A 17,069-nucleotide genomic window follows, 5' to 3' on the forward strand; every position below is an offset into this window, starting at 1 on the left:
ACTCCCTCCTCTCCTGGAATCTATTTTTCATATTTATGAAAAAAGTATATCATAACGGATGCCAAACCATCCAGTTGCACGTTATGGTTTGGGAGCGGATTTCAATACGAATTCACATAATTCTCACTTGTTTGATGAGGTATATTCTTTTATATGTTAAATCTGTCCTGTTATGTATTAAAATGCTCACAATATCGGTGATTATCCAAACAAACCAAAAGGTCGCCGTCTTGAAGGATATGCGCATGCGGATTTAACATACTATAAAAAACGCAGGATCATGGCTGGACCCTGCGGTTTTCCCTCTGCTAATTATCGTACCTCGTAATCAATGGAGATCAACGGTTTTGTTAATATCCGAGTCGCCCTCCGGCTCTTGGCCCACCATTTTCTTGAAGAAGGCTTTTACCGTTTTGGTTTTGTTTCCGGTTTCCCAATACTCTGCGGTGTCCGTATCCACCTTGATCAGAATAATGTTAGGATCGTCATAGGACGTCTGCAGAAACTTCTCATATGCCGCGTTCCAGAGCGCCTTTTTCCGTTCTAGGTCGTCCACGGCTTGGGCCGTTCCCCGAATCGATACATAGGATTTGCCGACATAAGCGATATTGACGTTGGGATTAGCCATAATTTCTTGATATTTGCTGGTGTCCCTTTTCGTCAAAAACCACAAATCGCCGTCGAATTCGATATCCTGCGTTTGCATCGGTCTGGAGTTAATCCCGCCCTCCGATATCGTGGAGAACATCGCCGTTTCAATATCCTTGATAATATCCTTCACGGTCTCGACCGCTTCCCGGTTCACTACGGCTCCGTTTGACATCTCAATCACCCCTTCCTTGTATTTAGTCTCTAATTACACTTCCCATAAATAAGTTAAACGATGAATCCTTTATAACTCCGTTTTCCTTTGCTGAGTCATCCATTACGATTAGACAAAGTTTTAACCGTCGCCTGCACCAAAAAAAGCCGGAAGCTGCCAGCGCAGTCCCGACTTTTTTTGCGGATCGATTCATCTAGAAGCTTGCTTCATTCCTTTGTACCTTGCGCCACACTATGAGCGCGCTTTGAATTCAAGCGCGTAAACAGATGAAGGTCGTAACAGGTGCCCCCGCTGCCATGCCTCTGCCGGCACCTTACTTTCCTGGCACACGATATAATCCGGCTGGAACACGGAGTTCACATCATCGTAAGAATTGCCGGTGATTTCATAAAGGGTCGTTTCCCCGGAAGCCTCGAAAGCCTGCAAATCCAGTACGGCCGTTACCTCCTCCAGGCTGCGGTTAACGATAAATACGGTGACTTGGCTGCCGTCGTCATTCGTGCCGGCCACAATGTCCAGTTCCGGAAGCGCATCAAGCTCCATAGGCGTCTCCTTGTTTGATGCCACGGAGAAAGTGCCGCATTCCGCTTGGACGGGGAGAAGACGACGGACGTCGCGATTCGCGTAAAGCTTTAACACTTCATAGGTCGGCGTCCCGTAAATCGTGAGCGGAAGCCCGCTCCATCCAGGCTCCTTGCCGCAATACTGATCCGCGTAATAGTCCCCGACCCGTATGCATCCTCCGAGCCAGCCATTCACAAGATCGGAGAAACTGCCGATATGCACCATGTCGCTGCAGCGAATCATTTCGTTCAGGTTGGCGGCATTGGCCACCGCGGCACCTAATGTATGCTCGTTCGGCAGCCCTTTTCGCACCGTATTCGGATAGTACATCGTATTGTATTCGGTAATCGCCAGCTTCACGTGACTATGCCTCGACTCGGATCGGATCAACTCCGTTGTCTTCCGAACATGGTGCCGAGTCCACTCGGGATAAGAGGCAATCGCTTTATAGCGTTCCTCTGCCGGCGTATCCCGGTTCATGCCGAAGGGACCATAGCCGTGATATAAATGCAGCGTCAAGTAATCCATATACTCGCCGGCCAGATCCAGCACGATCCGGTTCCATTCCTGCTCGTAATGCCCGCAGGCCAGCAGCACAATGGAAGCGTCCGCCTCTTTCATCGCCTTGGCAAACGATATGGTCCGCTTCGCAAACTGTTCTGCCGTACAAGTGCCGACCTGCCATTGGCCCCATACCTCATTGCCGATCTCCCAATACTTGACGTTGTATGGCTCAGGGAAACCGTTTCGGGCACGTAAAGCGCCCATGGGTGTATCCACGCTCCCATTGCAGTATTCGATCCACTGCGCAGCTTCTTCAGGGGTACCCGATCCATCGTTCACGCAAATCAGGGGCTCCACTTGCAGCTCGCGGCAAAAGCGGATAAATTCGTCCGTGCCGAAATATTTGCTGGTCCATCCTCCCCAGGCTTCGTTGTACATGACCGGTCTCTCCAGAACCGGACCGATGCCATGCTCCCAGTGGTAAGCGCTGATGTAATTGCCCGCGAGCCTCATCATGCCCGCATTCAACCCTCTCGTCATCTCAATCACTTCACGCTTCACCATCGCGATGCTATCGATCGGCAGCAGGGACACGTGATCGATCCAGAGCATGCCGGTGGAGACGTGATCGATCCACCTTGGATGCTCGGCCGGAACATACACCCGGATCTCGGCATCACTGCAAGCGCGTGTGATCGACAGCTCACCCACGTATTCATGCCAGTTGTGGCTGGCGAGCTCCACGCGAAGCTGTCCAAGCGTTTCTTCCGTACGCCGGTCCACGGCTTCGACCATCGCGTATTGAAGCTCGATGGAAGCGCGGGCAACAAGCCGTACCGTATACTTCATCGGACCCTTTAATGCCGCTTTCTGCGCGATGCCGGCATAGGCTTCGTCATCGCTCAGGATCCGGATGCGCTGGGCGCGTCCCGAATGCCGGGGCGCCGGGGCTTCCATGGCGTACCCGGTGTTGCGCCCGTTGGTATAGGCGCGCCAGCTTCCCGACACCGGCGTCTTGGTCTCCGCCTCGCTTTCAAAATCCATGTCCCTCAGTGGAAACGCAAGCATCGCCTCCATATGATCCCGAATATCCTCCACAAAATGACCGAACAGGTAAGGATTGATCGTATGCTCGCTCTTGCGGCTGCAATCAATGGTAATCGTTGCGTTCGTATTCAACATAAAACCTCCCCAAGCAATTTTAGGCTGGCCCGTGCGATCGGTATCGGAAATCAACCTTTAATCGAGCCAATCATGACGCCTTTAACGAAATGCCGCTGCACGAACGGATACATCAGCAGTACAGGTAAACTGGAGACGATAATGACCGCGTATTTGATGCTCTCGGCAAGCAGGATGCTTTCTTCCAGTCCCACGCTGCCGTCCACGGCATCGGATTGGCTAATCAGCAAAATTTCGCGCAGCACCAGCTGAAGCGGATGCAAATTCTCGTTACGAATATAGATGAGCGCATTAAAGAATGAATTCCAGTGGCCTACCGCATAAAACAACACCATCACCGCCAGGATCGGCTTGGATAGAGGCAGAATGATACTGAAAAGCAGCCTCCAGTTGGAACAGCCGTCGATATGGGCTGCCTCCTGCAGCTCCCAGGGAATGCTCGATTGGAAATAGGTCCTCATCACGATCAGATTGTAAGTGGCAATCGCGCCGGGAACAATCAGCGCCCACATCGAATCGACCATTCCCAAATCCTTGACCAGCAGATATGTTGGAATCAACCCTCCGCTGAAAAACATCGTCAGCGTAATAAACACCATGATCGCATTTCGCCCCGGAAGGTCAGGCCTTGATAGCGGGTAGGCCGCCAAAATCGTCATGATGATATTGATCACTGTGCCGACGACCGTATAGAAGATCGTGTTACGATATCCCGTCCAAATCTTTTCATTTTGCAAAATATTCGTGTAGGCATCCAGCGTTACGCCTTTCGGCAGCAGCCAGACTTCGCCGTTCAATACCCTGGTCGGATCACTGAACGAAGCGCTGACAATAAAGATCAACGGGTACAGCACAATGACGATAATGATCGCGGCGATCACGTAGATGATGACATCGAATACCCGTTCATTCGCGGCCTCTTTTACTGTCGACGGCTTGGACATGGCGCGTCCCCCCTTACCATAAGCTTGTCTCTGACGTCTTGCGCGCAATCCGGTTTACGAACAGCAGCAGGAGCAGATTGATGACCGAATTAAACAGTCCGATCGCTGCGGTATAACTGTATTCTCCCTTTAAAATGCCTGTCGTGTAGACAAACGTGGAGATGACGTCGCTTGATTCCAGATTCAGGTTGTTCTGCATCAACAATATTTTCTCAAAGCCAATGTTCATGAAATGGCCGATATCCAGAATGAGCAAAATGATAACGACAGGCGCGATTCCTGGCAAAGAGATGTGCCAGATGCGCCGCAGCCTCGATGCCCCGTCCATCTTGGCCGCCTCGTAGAGCTGCGGGTTCACCCCGCTCAGCGCCGCAATATAGATAATGGATTGCCACCCCATGTTCTGCCAGATGTTAGAGCCGATAAAGATGGTCTTGAACCAGCCGGCTTCCTCAAGAAAACGGATCGGCGTACCGCCGACGGCCTCGATTAACAGATTGATCGGACCGCTATTGGGCGAGAGGAACACGTTTAGAATGCCAACGATCACGACCACCGAAATAAAATGCGGTATGTACGTAATGTTCTGCAGCCATTTGCTGAAGGTCTTGCTGCGTATTTCATTGATGATCAACGCCAGCAGGATCGGAATCGGGAAGGCAATCAACAAAGAAAACAAATTGATGGACAGCGTATTCCACAGCAGCCGCCAGAAATAATACGAATCAAAGAAGCGTTCGAAATGCCCGAAGCCCTCCCAGCTGCTGCCGAGGATACCTTTTGCCGGATTGAAATTTTTAAACGCGATTTGCAGCCCGTATAGCGGACCATAGTGAAAGACCAGATACCAGACGACCGGCAGAAGCAGCATGAGATACAGGTCATATCGCTTGGCCATTTGCCTTAATAGGCGGGAACCCCGCCTCGAATCGCTTCGAGGCAGAGCCATCGATGAATCGGCTTTGACACGCTTCATGGGCATCCACTCCTTATCCATGATGTAGCAGCATTATTTCTGCATCTTGTCATAGGCATCCTGATACAATTTCTCCAGCTCACCGATTTTCATCTTCTGGAGCGTGGATTGGAATTCTCCCCATTTGTCGAAGCTAAGCGCGCCAACAATGAATTTCGTGCTTTGCTCTTCGTAATATTTGTCGATATCGTTGCGAAGAATGTTGACCTGCTGCGCGGTTTGCTCGTCAAACATCGGAGCCGCATAACGAACCTTCGGCATGAACGGATCCAGCTGCTGCTGCGCCTCCTGTACCTGCGGTGGGTTGATGAACGAGGCAACCTGTTCGCTGATGAGATGAGGTGCCCCTCCTCCCGCATAAGGCGTGATTTTGGCCTGATTGGTAATATCCTTCAGGAAATCCTCCGTGTAGTACGGAATTCCGTCCTTGAGCTCGTAGTGCTCCCCTTCCCTGCCGAACCTCAGAAGCGTCGAACCTTCGTCACTATAGAAATAATCGATCCAGCGCATCGTGACTTCCGGGTATTTATTAATGGACGTGATCGCAAAAGCTCCAAAATCCCGCGCAATCGGCAAAGCCTGGCTTTGCATCCGATCTCCGCTCGGGCCAGCCGGAGGCGCGATTCCGGTGTACTGGTCCTGGATCGACAAGAAGTTATTGTTGGTCTGGTCAAAGAAGAATCCCGTATTTCCCGAGCCCTGCTTGGCCAAATATTGCGCTTCGGTGTGCGAGAAGATCTCGGGATCCAGAAGCTTCTCTTTGTAAAGCTTGTTTAAGTACATGAGCATCTCTTTATTCTTGTCGCTGCCCATCCAGATGCTGACTTTGTCATTCTCGATGTTGATGTTATATCCGAGCTGCGTATCCAGTCCGAATGAACCGCTCATCGCAGCCACGATCGCCAATCCGACACGGGCCGTCATCGGAATTTCATCCTGCTTCCCGTTGCCGTTCGGGTCACCGTCGCGGAAGGCAAGCAGCACATCATACAGTTCGTCCGTTGTCTCCGGCACCTCCAGATTCAGCTTCTCCAGCCACATCTGGTTGATCCATTTCTTATCCGTCCGCGCCGCACCAAGCGTTACAATGCCAGGAATTGCATAGATATGCCCCTCCGGCGTTGTGATGCCCGCGCGAATTTCCGGATATTCCTCCATCAATTTTTTCAGGTTCGGCGCATATTCATCGATAAGGCCTTCCAGCGGGATCAGCTGTCCTGCCGATCCGTAACGAACGGCCTCAAGCGGCGACAGACCGGAGCGGAACAAGGCATCAGGCAGCTCATTGGAGGCGAACAACAGGTTTTTCTTCTCCTGAAAGCCGTCCGTCGGCGCTTCGATGAACTCGACCTTCACATTGCTCAGTTTCTCGTAATCCTGGAACACCGGCATCTCCTTGAACGGACCGTTCACGGGCGCAATCCGGGTGAACATCTTGAGATCTACGGTCTGCTCTACGATTGGAAACCCTGTAGTATGAACGACATTCTCTGTACCTTCAGGTGCAGCTTCTTTCTTCGAACCTCCATCGGAACTGCACCCGGCCAGCATCAAGCTGGAAGCGATCATCGTGATGACCGCATTTCTTCCCCAGCGTTTACGCATAAATAAGCGACCCCCATATCTCTTCATTCACCAGGCGTAACTTGTAAGCGTTTACCACCTGGTGTGTGATTATTATAATTCACCCTTTAAGACGGCCCATTACAAAAATATGACCTTTTACTCCACATATTTTACGAACTGTGAAGGGAAGCTTCGCTGCATGCTTCACCTGCCGATCCGAATACTGGGGTTTTTGCCTAGCCTCTTCCCAAACGGTTCAAATACTCTTGCGGGGTTACCCCCGTTATTTCCTTGAATACTTTAAAAAAATAGTTATGGGTCGTGAAACCCACTTGATTGCTGATTTCCTTGATCGAGTATTTGCCGCTTTCCAGCAGCTTCCGCCCTGCGTCGATCCGAACCTGATTCAGATACTCCGAGAACGTCCGCTGCGTCTCTTCCTTGAAAATCCTGCTTAAATAAGAAGAGTTCAGGCCGATGGCACCCGCGGCCAGCTCCAGCGTGACATAACCCGGATACCTCTCCAGAATAAAATGAACGGCCTGCGTGACATGCCGTGAATACGGTCCCGCCGCACGGTGCTGCTTCAGCAGGCCAAGCAAACCCGCATAGTAGAATTGCAGCCATTGCACCAGCTCCTCGACACTGCCGATTCTTCCGAGCTCGCTTCTTGAAGGAAGCTTCTCCTTCACGGCTTCCGCAGATGGCATCCATGTCTTCCATGCCTTATCCCCGGTTAACATAAGCTCGCTGACGATCATCTGGATTGCATACGAATGGACCGGCAGATGGCGGATCGAAGCAAAGATGGAGGAGATTAACCCGTGCACGTCATCGATATCCAGCCTTTCAATTGAAAGCAGAAGCTGCTTGTGTTCCTCGATCGTCAAAGATACACGCTGATCGTTTCCGCTAGTAAGTCCCCCGGCCCGGCCCGGCATCCTTGAAACCGCATTGCTTCCGGACGGCTCCATGGTGGAAGCGTCGAGCACCCGCTCAGCGGAGCTATAACTGGAGCCGAGTTGTGACAAGCTGGTGCATACATGTCCGACGGAGACCACGCATTTTAAATTAAGGAAAAGCTCGAGCGCATGTTGAAGCTTCCTCATCCGTCCGGCGATCTCGTTCTTTATGGCATGTTCGCTCCGCTCCTTGAACGCGAACACGACAACAAACCGCCCATCCTCCACGTAAGCCGCCGTCCGCTCCTGAATATCCCCCAAGCTCTGCTGCATCATATCGACCGCCTGCTGAACCAGGCGGTTCGTTTGCACGTCGCTGTATGACTCCGTCAGCAGCAGGAACGGAACAATCTGCACAGCCGCTGCCGCATAGCTTAACGCGTGGGAGTACAGGCTGTTTTTTTGTGAGAAAGCCTTAACCTCCGTGGTTGCATCCTTCCGTCCGCTAACCAGGTACACGATATAATCGCGGATCAGCGCGGGATTCAGCCTTTCGGCCACGGCCTCATGAGTTATGCGTTCTTCCAGCCGATCCTGCTGCCGTAATTCCTGGACTGCTTTGTTTAACAAGGCAACCAGCGCTGCACCGTCCAGCCGATGCTTCAACAGATAATCGATGGAGCCGTTCTTCAGGCATTCCCTGACGTAATCATAATCATCATAGCTGCTGAGCATAATCGTCTGAATGAACGGAAACCGTTCCTGGATCGCCCGATTGAGCTCTACGCCGTTCATTTCGGGCATATTTACGTCAATGATTGCAATATGCGGGGGAGTCTGCTCAATCATGGCCAAGGCCATCAAGCCATTATGCGCTTGGCCGCATAATTCGAATCCATGCTCATTCCAGTCCAATAACGTGCGCAGATCATGCCGTACCAATGGCTCATCATCAACGAGCAGCACTTGAAACATGGCTTTATATCACCTCTTGTCGGGATTTATCCGCACTGGATTTGTCCGCACTCTCCATTTTTTTCGGCAGCCGGACCTCGGCCTTCGTATATAGCCCCGGCTCACTGTACAGCTTGACGCCGTACGAATCGCCGTACATATGAACGATCCGCTCATGCACACTCCGCACGCCCATACCGCTAAAGCGGGAGGTTTCCCCCTTCTTGCCCGTCTCGCCCAGCAGGCGTGCCCTTTGCCCTTCCATTATGCCCTTTCCGTTGTCGATCACTTCAATCTTCAGGTCGCTGCCCTCATCGCATACGCGTATCAGCACGAGCCCTTCCTGCTCCATCGCGCCGATACCATGAATGACGGCATTCTCCACAAGGGGCTGCAGCATCAGCTTCAGCACCCGGCATTCCAGCAAAGCATCGTCCTCAACCTGGGTGACCATCCGGATCGGCTCCATATACCTGTACTTCACGATCGAGATATAACGTTCAACATAATCCAGTTCCTCCCTCACCGTCAGAAATTCGCTCGAATTGCCCAGAACGCCGCGCATGAGCTCAATCAGCGATCCGGACACCTCTTCGATATTCGGCACGCCGTTCATCTTGGCCAAATACTTGATGGTGTTAAGCGAGTTGTATAAAAAATGCGGATGAATTTGCGCCTGTAGTGCCGTCAATTCGGCCTCCCGCTTCTCCTTCTCGCTGACCCGAATCCCTTCGAGCAGTCGCTTCAATTCCTCCACCATGCTGACAAAGACGCGGTACAGCTGTCCGGTCTCGTCCTCGCTGGTTATCTCCTTTCTCGGAAACGTCAGATTCCCTTCCTTCACGAACATCATTAAGGATTTCAACCTCCGGATGTTGAGGGTAATTCGGGAAGATACCTGCAGCGAACCGATCAGGACTACAATGAAGACGATAACCGATACCTCCGCCAACAGTTTACGGAGTTTTGTTGATTCGCTAAGCAGCGAATCCATCGGTATCAAAGCCAGGGTGGTCCAGCCCGTATAACCGGATTGGCGGCTGACTACGATATAGTCTCTGCCGTCAATGGCTTGCTTGACGGCGTCCCCATCCCCTGCGAGTTCCCCATGAATGTTGAGGATCTTCTCGAACGAAGGGGCAAAGGACGGCGCCGATTCAGCCTCATAGACAAACCCGCCCTGCTTGTCCAGCACGTAGATCATGCTATCGGTGGTCGGCTTCACGCCGTATGTTTTTTGGATGAAATCATAATTCAAATCCACCATGACAACCCCGATCGGTTCACGGTTATATCGAATCTCCCGCCCGACCGTGATGGCATCGGACACCCCGGTTTGCTTGAAGTACGCGTGACGCGATCCATTTTGGAGCATATAATCCATCATTCCGGTCCCCAAGACCGTCTTATCCAGCCACGGACCACCTGAGAAAAACACCTTGCCGTTTAAACCGACTACGGCAATCCGAGAAATGTAAGGCTTGTAATCGATCAGAACGGATAGAAACTCATCGATCCGTTTCTGCTCTTGAAACCATTCATAACTAATTTCTTCATGAGGGCTCAGCAGGGTGTCGATTACCGTGTTTTTGTTGGTCACCACGACGGTGTTCAGCCGGTCGATCTCTTCCAGCATCATATTCAGCGATTCATCCGCCTGCCTGATGCTGTCCGAAACCGAGGTGATCGCATTTTGCATGATCGTCTCGCGCATGCTCATATACACGATGACCGTAATGGAGACGATGGACACAAGCGTTACCACACTGAACGCAATAAAGATTTTCCCCTGAATACTTCGCCTCGGTGATATCCACCTTTGAATCGTAGAGAATTTCATGGCGCCTCTCCTTTTTCCAGATCAGAAGAACCAGATCGTAAACGTTTACAAAAAAGCAAATGCCGTCCGTACGGTCAGCATCGAGCTCCGCGCATCGTTATGGGAGGCACCTTATAATAGATCTTGAAAGCCCTGGTGAACGAATATAAATTCGGATAGCCGAGAGACAAAGCAATTTCGGTAATTGTTGCGTCTGTTTCTTGTAACAACCGTTTCGCCTTTTCCATTCGAATGCGCTGAAGGTATTTTAACGGCGGCATTCCTACCTGATGGGTGAACATGTTGGAGAAGTATGACCGATGCACCCCCGCGAATTCGGCAACCTGCTGTACGGATATCCCCTCGGTGGCATGCAGCTCCATATAATCCAAACACTCGTGAATCCATCCCGCAAGTTCCGTCGGCTGCGCGGAGGCCATATCCGGGACCATGCCGGCGAGCAGTCCATAAATCAAGCCGTGCAGCTCCAGCGATACCGCCGGTTTCCAGCGCTCGGCTCCGGCCAGGGCATCAATCACGCGTTCGGAGGATTCCTTGACCTTGGAGGATATCATTTGTTTGCCGAACGGGTTGTCCGGAAATAAGCCAGCCAGCTCCAGCAATGGCTTGACCCTGTTCCCGTCCACTGCTAACCAGCTCATCTGAAGGGAGGTATCCGCAGGCAGCATGTGATAATAATAGGTCCGGCCCGGAAACAGGCAGAACAGATCATTCTTTTGCAGATCCACTCGTTTGCCGTCGAACTCCAGCCTCACCATGCCTTCATGTACAAAATGCAGGCTGTAACACTCGATTCGTTTCGGTCCGACCCTGTAATTGGGCTTGGCTATGCTTCGTCCCGCCCGGACAGGCCAGATCTGTTCCTCTTTATCCAAATATCCAGGCGTGTAATAGATGAACTCCGCATACTCATATTCATATTCCTGCATGATGGCTCCCTCCTCTTTTTTTCATTTTTCTATCCGGAATAACAAAATGACAACAAAAATATAACACCCCGCTATTTTTATAACCTGATATTTTCAATATCATCATACTAGGAGGCGATTACACTTGTCGAGAAGACCTAACATTTTGCTAATCACAAGCGATCAGCAGCATTGGAATACCATCGGAGCATTTCAGCCTGAAATCTCTACGCCCAACCTGGACCGCCTTGCGCGTCAAGGAACGACGTTCGATCGGGCGTATTGCCCCAATCCCACCTGTACGCCGAGCCGGGCTTCCATCATTACGGGGCAGTACCCAAGTCAGCATGGAGCATGGACCCTGGGGACAAAGCTGCTGGAAGACCGCCATACCGTAGGAGAGAGCTTCCAAGACGCAGGCTATCGAACCGCACTGGTGGGAAAAGCGCACTTCCAGCCGTTAAAATCCACGGAAGATTACCCATCCGTAGAGGCCTACCCGATTCTTCAGGATTTGGAGTATTGGCGGAATTTTAACGGACCTTTTTACGGATTCGATCACGTCGAGCTGGCCCGAAACCATACGAATGAGGCCCATGTCGGACAACATTATGCCCTATGGCTGGAGGAGCAAGGGTGTGCCAATTGGCGGGAGTACTTCCTGCCCCCTACGGGAACTATGGATCCTACCCAAACGTACACCTGGCCCATACCGGAACAATACCACTACAATACCTGGATCGCCGAGCGAACCAGCTCTCTGTTGGAGCAATATAAAAAGGCGGATGACCCCTTCTTTATGTGGGCGAGCTTCTTCGACCCGCACCCGGAATACCTGGTTCCGGAACCATGGGATTCGATGTATGATCCGGAAAAACTCACGATCCCATCCTTAACGCCTGGTGAGCATGACCGCAATCCGCCGCACTTCCGCTTGACGCAGGAAGAGAATCCGGATTTTTCGCATCTCGCTGAAACCGGGTTCGGCATTCACGGCTACCGTTCCCATCATTATTACGAATACGGCTCGAAATCCAAGTTAACGGAGTATGACAAGAAGAAGCTGGTCGCCGTGTATTATGGCATGATCAGCATGATGGATAAATATATCGGCAGCATTCTCGATAAACTGGATGAACTGGGGCTGTCCGAGGATACGATCGTTGTTTTCACCACCGATCACGGACATTTCTTCGGCCAGCACGGCCTTCAAGCGAAGGGCGGGTTCCATTACGAGGATTTAATCAAGCTTCCATTCATTGCACGATATCCAGGACGGGTGCCTGCCGGAAAAAGAACAGATGCGATCCAGTCCCTGGTCGACCTGGCCCCTACCTTCTTATCCTTCTGCAATATACCGATACCGCCAGCGATGACGGGCATCGACCAAAAGGATGTGTGGCTCGGTAACGTGGACGCAGCGCGGCAGCATGCTCTCTGCGAATTCCGGCACGAGCCTTCGACGATTCATCAAAAAACGTACATCGAGCAGCGTTATAAGATCACTGTTTATTACAATCAAACCTACGGCGAGCTCTTTGACCTAGAAGCGGATCCCGGCGAACTGCGCAATTTATGGGATGAACCAGGGTACGAGCAGCTAAAGGCGGAGCTTCTGCTCAAATACATCTGGGCCGAGCTTGGCAAGGAGCCGATGCCGATGCCGAGAATTCATCACGCCTGATGAAAAGGACAACCGCATATTTTAGCAGTCTGAAAAAAAGATTGACGCTGCTGGCCCGGCTATTTTGGACCTTCTGCTGCATCGGACCCTCCACCTTCGGGGGCGGGTATGCAATGCTGCCTATTATTGAGCGCGAAGTGGTGAGCAAGAAAAAGTGGGTAAACGAAGAGGAAATCGGTGAGCTTATCTCGCTTGCCGGTTCCGCTCCCGGCGGCGTCGGCGTGAATGCGGCCGCGATGATCGGCCACCGGCAAGCCGGTATTGCCGGGGCTGTTTCGGCTGTGCTTGGCGTGACATGCCCCACGTTTTTGATCGTGATTCTGATCAGCGTAGGCGCCGTTTTTTTTCGGGATCAACCCAAGGTAGAAGCCGCTTTAAAGGGGATGCATGGCGCCGTTATTGCGTTAATCGTCTTCGCTGCTTTCCGGATGGCCAAACATGCCGTCTTCGATGCGACAACAACGATCACCGCGCTTGTCACCATATCGGTGATGCTGTTTACAGGCGTGCACCCTCTCTATCTCATTGCTCTAAGCTTACTGTGCGGAATGGCCGTCATTCCGATCAAAAAACGGCTGGGTTTTCAAGCGAATACGGAAAAGAAGGCTGCGTCCAACAGCCGCCCGGAATTGGAATATTACATTTGAGAGAAACGAATCGGGGCGATAGGAAATGTATTGGGACTTGTTCATAATGTTCATAAGTGTAGGCCTCGTGTCCTTTGGCGGCGGTTATGCGGTAATCCCGGTCATTCAGAAGGAGGTAACGGAAAAAGGGCTGCTGACTGCCGCAGAATTCCAGCAAACCGTGGCGCTGGCCGGGATGGCGCCCGGTTCGATCGCCACCAATGCCGCTACGCTGATTGGCTATCAGTCCGCCGGCTATATCGGAGCCGCCGTCTCCACCGCGGGCATCATCCTGCCGTCGCTGGTCGTCATCGTGCTGCTATCCGCCCTCTTCTACCGCATGCGGAGCAATCCATGGGTCCAATCTTCTCTATACGGTCTGCGTCCCGTAACGACAGGACTCATTGTATATGCAGCTATTCACTTTGGGTATCCCGATGAGGGGGAAGGGCTCCTACAGGGCCTGATTCCTACGCTGCTCATTTGCGGAGCCTGTTTATTTCTCTTGCTGAAATACAAACTCCACCCCCTGTTGATTCTCCTCATGGCCGGTGCTGCAGGTATTGTTTTATTCTAATAAGTTGGATGGCTGTCAGCCGTATGTGATGGATTGGACAAGGCTGGCTTTCCAAAGCACGAATAAGAAGCCGGAACCTTCATGGTCCGGCTTGTTTTCGTTTCCTTTTCTATGGTGTCGTCCGTTCCGAAATCCGCCTGGCCATCCACTCGTTTAACCCGGGCACTATGGGACACAATCAGTTTCGGATCAAAATCGGCAGCCCGGCGTATCCCCATCCAGGTTATTCGTTGACGAATTTCGTTCCGGCTATGTTCTTACCGCGGGCCAGCCATACCTTAAAGCCGGGGTTCTTATCCGGATAGACCAGCGCTTCCGTCGAGAAATACCGCATGGTGTACCCGCAGCGGCGGTACGGGCTTGTATTCGGCTCCGCGCCATGAATGATCCGCGAATCGTGAAGCGAGCACTCTCCCGCTTCCAACTCAAAGTAAACCGCTTGAGACTCATCGATGGAACCGCTCTTGATTTGGGTGTCGAACAAATTGCTCGCCCGGTCCACTTCCTCATAATCCGAGAAACCACTATCGTGCGTACCCGGAATGACCCGCATGCATCCGTTATCCTTCCAGCTGCGGTCGATCGCCAGCCATACGGTGATAATCTTGTCGAAGCTGCTTAATCTGCCGTTCCAGTAGGCCGAATCTTCATGCCATGGCGTTGCACGTCCCACATACGGATCTTTACAGATAAAGTGGCTGGACCACAACCCGATATTCGGGCCGATGATCGGTTCAACCAGATCCAGTACCTCATCGGATAACAGAAAGTCGAGCAGCCTTTCGTCACGGAAATGCGGCGTATCCAGCTCGTCGGATAATTTGCTGCCCTTCTCCTCCAGCTGCTCTTCAAAGATAGATGTCAGAACCTGCATTTTTTCGGCACTAAAGAGCGGCTTATTGTACAGGTAGTACCCATGTTCCTTATAAAACTCAACCTCCTGCTTCGAAAGGGCTTGCGTTGTCATCATCATAACCTCCAGTCAATTAAGGATTTCGTTAACTGTGGTCATTATATCCCGGAGGGTCAGGGCCATACTGCGCATTCGTTAGGATAAATGCTGCATATCTTCGGCTTTCTCTGCCTTGTTGCGGTACTGGCGGGGGGACATTCCCTTTCGCTGACGAAACACCCTTTCAAAATGCCCCAATGTATTAAAGCCGGAAGCATAACAAATTTCGGTAACGGGCAGCGAGGATGCCTGAAGCAGCGATTCGGCGAATTGCATTCTGACGTTTTGCAGATAACGTTGAAAAGACTGCCCCACGGATTTGGAGAAGCACTCGCTGAAATAAGTAGCCGAGTATTGGGCCTGGCTAGCTGCATCTTCCAATCTCAAATCCTCACGGAAATGATGATGAATATAGATTAGGGCCCTTTGCAGGTTTAAGTTGAGCTGCCGATCTCTCGTCCCGTTCGCGGGCAGGAGGCGATTTGCGGCGCTGCCACGATACAGATCCACCAACAGCCGCTGAAGCGTAGCCCGGATCGCGATCTCGCTGCCTTCCCGCCAGACTCCGTTCTCCTCCTTCATCCGTTCATAGTCGGCGAACACCCCCGGGAGCCGCTTCTCATCAAGCTGTGCTTGCAGCAGAAGTTTCCCGCCGAATAACCAATGGTAGACGTTATCATCCATCATAGCTTCGGTGAAAATGAGATTATATATTTCAAGTGGTTCCTCTTCCAAGGAAACCAGCTCATGAAAATCGGCTGGCGTCAGCAAGAAGATGGTCCCGGAAGAGAGCGGATACGAAGAGCCGTTGAGTCTATGCTCCCCTTTTCCGGAGACCACATAACTCAGCTCGTAAAATTCATGCCAGTGCAGTTGGATTCTCCCCGGATGAACGCCGTGAAATACTTGAACAGGCGCGTGGGGCTGTAATCGGTACTCTTCATTGGTTAGCCTGGGAGGCTGCTTGGTTTCCACTTGAGACGCTCCTTTTCGCTTTCGAATTCACATTAACTTCCTCATTGATAAGCCGAACAGGCTAGAATCCGCTCCGAGCGATGTCCTGCCGGTGCGATTCGGCCAGCCGAGCAAAGTACCGAATGGCAAAATCCCGAAACAGCACCGCCGTATGCATGAGGTATCGGTCCTTGGGCCAAGACAAGGAGATGGAGCGTTTGCACCAGCTTTCTTCGAGCCGGAGCTGGACGACATCAGGTCCGGTTGACCCGCCCCATGTCACCACCGGCAGGAAGGCGACGCCCTGACCCGCTCGAATGAGACCGCGGACGGTGGCGGGGTCGTCGCTCTCGAATCGGATGCGGGGAGTAAACCCGGCAAGGCGGCAGAACGCATCGGTTGTTTCCCGCAGCGATTTACCCGGAGGCAGGGTAATGAAGCTCTCTTCCTTGAGCTCCTGCAAGCTGACATGGTTCCGATCCGCGAGCGGGTGCTCGGCGGGAACGGCAACCACGATCTCCTCTTCAAGCAAGCAGACCGACGCTGTTCCCTTTGGTGGTGTTGCGCCATCGGATAGGCACAGATCGAAGCTCGGCATGCCTTCGAATGACGAAACATGCTGCTGCAATTGAAACTCTGCATGCGGCCATTCTTTGCGGAAATCGGCCAATAGATCCGGCAGTAAATGCGAGGAGACGCGAACATCAAGCGTGATAACGGCGGAGACGCAGCCATTAGCATCCTGCAGCTGCAGCTTTCCGTCTTCCAGTGCTTGCAGCGCGATATCCACTTGGCGAAGAAACAGCTTGCCGTGCTCGTTCAGCCGTATAGATTTACGTTCCCGTTCGAACAGCTTGGTTCCCAGCTCGGTTTCAAGCGACGCGATCATTTTGCTTAATGCCGGCTGTGATATATGCAGGCTATGGGCTGCCTTTGTCATATGCTGCATTCGGGCGGCAGTCTGAAAATACTTTAATTGCAACAGTTCCATACTGATCCCCACTTTCTACAATACATAACTCCCAAGTTATAATTAATATAATCTAATATATATTAGGGCTCATTAAACAAACAAGATATAATAATCTCATCTTGTAAGGATAGGAGACGATC

Annotated in this window: 15 protein-coding genes; 3 read left to right on the top strand and 12 right to left on the bottom strand. The window is 51.8% G+C overall.

The window, feature by feature from the left end:
* Positions 1-328 precede the first annotated feature (328 nt).
* The 8 genes from M4D81_RS25015 to M4D81_RS25050 form a co-directional block, all read right to left on the bottom strand.
* Entirely contained in the window at positions 329-823 is a 495-nt protein-coding gene (locus M4D81_RS25015) for a pyridoxamine 5'-phosphate oxidase family protein (RefSeq protein ID WP_260068425.1), read from the bottom strand.
* A 231-nt stretch (positions 824-1,054) separates the two neighbouring features.
* A complete protein-coding gene (locus M4D81_RS25020; RefSeq protein ID WP_260068489.1) occupies positions 1,055-3,070 on the bottom strand; it encodes an alpha-L-arabinofuranosidase C-terminal domain-containing protein in 2,016 nt (671 codons plus the stop codon).
* A gap of 53 nt (positions 3,071-3,123) precedes the next feature.
* Positions 3,124-4,017, bottom strand: coding sequence for a carbohydrate ABC transporter permease (locus M4D81_RS25025; RefSeq protein ID WP_260068426.1), 894 nt, complete (start codon positions 4,015-4,017; stop codon positions 3,124-3,126).
* Positions 4,018-4,030: 13 nt separating this feature from the next.
* Positions 4,031-4,993, bottom strand: coding sequence for an ABC transporter permease (locus M4D81_RS25030; protein WP_260068427.1), 963 nt, complete (start codon positions 4,991-4,993; stop codon positions 4,031-4,033).
* Positions 4,994-5,026: 33 nt separating this feature from the next.
* The gene (locus M4D81_RS25035; RefSeq protein ID WP_260068428.1) at positions 5,027-6,598 is read right to left on the bottom strand and encodes an extracellular solute-binding protein; all 1,572 of its coding nucleotides are present in this window, start codon (positions 6,596-6,598) and stop codon (positions 5,027-5,029) included.
* Positions 6,599-6,795: 197 nt separating this feature from the next.
* Positions 6,796-8,436 (bottom strand): response regulator, encoded by a 1,641-nt coding sequence (locus M4D81_RS25040; protein ID WP_260068429.1) that lies wholly within the window; start codon positions 8,434-8,436, stop codon positions 6,796-6,798.
* A 4-nt stretch (positions 8,437-8,440) separates the two neighbouring features.
* Positions 8,441-10,255 carry a sensor histidine kinase gene (locus tag M4D81_RS25045; protein ID WP_260068430.1) on the bottom strand — a complete coding sequence of 605 codons (1,815 nt, stop codon included), beginning with the start codon at positions 10,253-10,255 and terminating at the stop codon, positions 8,441-8,443.
* Positions 10,256-10,329: 74 nt separating this feature from the next.
* Positions 10,330-11,184, bottom strand: a complete 855-nt coding sequence (locus M4D81_RS25050) for an AraC family transcriptional regulator (protein ID WP_071221952.1) — start codon at positions 11,182-11,184, stop codon at positions 10,330-10,332.
* A gap of 124 nt (positions 11,185-11,308) precedes the next feature.
* On the opposite strand from M4D81_RS25050, the gene M4D81_RS25055 reads away from it, so the two are divergent.
* From M4D81_RS25055 to M4D81_RS25065, 3 genes are read left to right on the top strand one after another with little or no spacing between them, the layout of a single operon-like run.
* Positions 11,309-12,847 carry a sulfatase family protein gene (locus M4D81_RS25055; RefSeq protein WP_260068431.1) on the top strand — a complete coding sequence of 513 codons (1,539 nt, stop codon included), beginning with the start codon at positions 11,309-11,311 and terminating at the stop codon, positions 12,845-12,847.
* A complete protein-coding gene (locus tag M4D81_RS25060; RefSeq protein ID WP_260068432.1) occupies positions 12,847-13,494 on the top strand; it encodes a chromate transporter in 648 nt (215 codons plus the stop codon). Before M4D81_RS25055 ends, M4D81_RS25060 begins: the two co-directional genes overlap by 1 nt.
* Positions 13,495-13,519: 25 nt before the next feature.
* Positions 13,520-14,050 (top strand): chromate transporter, encoded by a 531-nt coding sequence (locus M4D81_RS25065; RefSeq protein ID WP_194540830.1) that lies wholly within the window; start codon positions 13,520-13,522, stop codon positions 14,048-14,050.
* Here the strand turns inward: M4D81_RS25065 and M4D81_RS25070 are convergent.
* The 4 genes from M4D81_RS25070 to M4D81_RS25085 all read right to left on the bottom strand — a co-directional run bounded on the left by M4D81_RS25070 (position 14,047) and on the right by M4D81_RS25085 (position 16,947).
* Positions 14,047-14,268, bottom strand: coding sequence for a hypothetical protein (locus tag M4D81_RS25070; RefSeq protein WP_260068433.1), 222 nt, complete (start codon positions 14,266-14,268; stop codon positions 14,047-14,049). The genes M4D81_RS25065 and M4D81_RS25070 overlap by 4 nt on opposite strands.
* 5 nt (positions 14,269-14,273) lie before the next feature.
* Positions 14,274-15,020: a phytanoyl-CoA dioxygenase family protein gene (locus M4D81_RS25075; RefSeq protein WP_311200702.1), complete on the bottom strand. Its 747-nt coding sequence runs from the start codon at positions 15,018-15,020 to the stop codon at positions 14,274-14,276.
* Positions 15,021-15,098: 78 nt separating this feature from the next.
* Positions 15,099-15,977 (bottom strand): helix-turn-helix transcriptional regulator, encoded by an 879-nt coding sequence (locus M4D81_RS25080; RefSeq protein ID WP_071221958.1) that lies wholly within the window; start codon positions 15,975-15,977, stop codon positions 15,099-15,101.
* A 61-nt stretch (positions 15,978-16,038) separates the two neighbouring features.
* Positions 16,039-16,947: a LysR family transcriptional regulator gene (locus tag M4D81_RS25085; RefSeq protein WP_260068435.1), complete on the bottom strand. Its 909-nt coding sequence runs from the start codon at positions 16,945-16,947 to the stop codon at positions 16,039-16,041.
* Positions 16,948-17,069: the final 122 nt, after the last annotated feature.

The organism is Paenibacillus sp. p3-SID867, assembly GCF_025142895.1.
In the GTDB taxonomy this organism is placed as follows: domain Bacteria; phylum Bacillota; class Bacilli; order Paenibacillales; family Paenibacillaceae; genus Paenibacillus_AQ.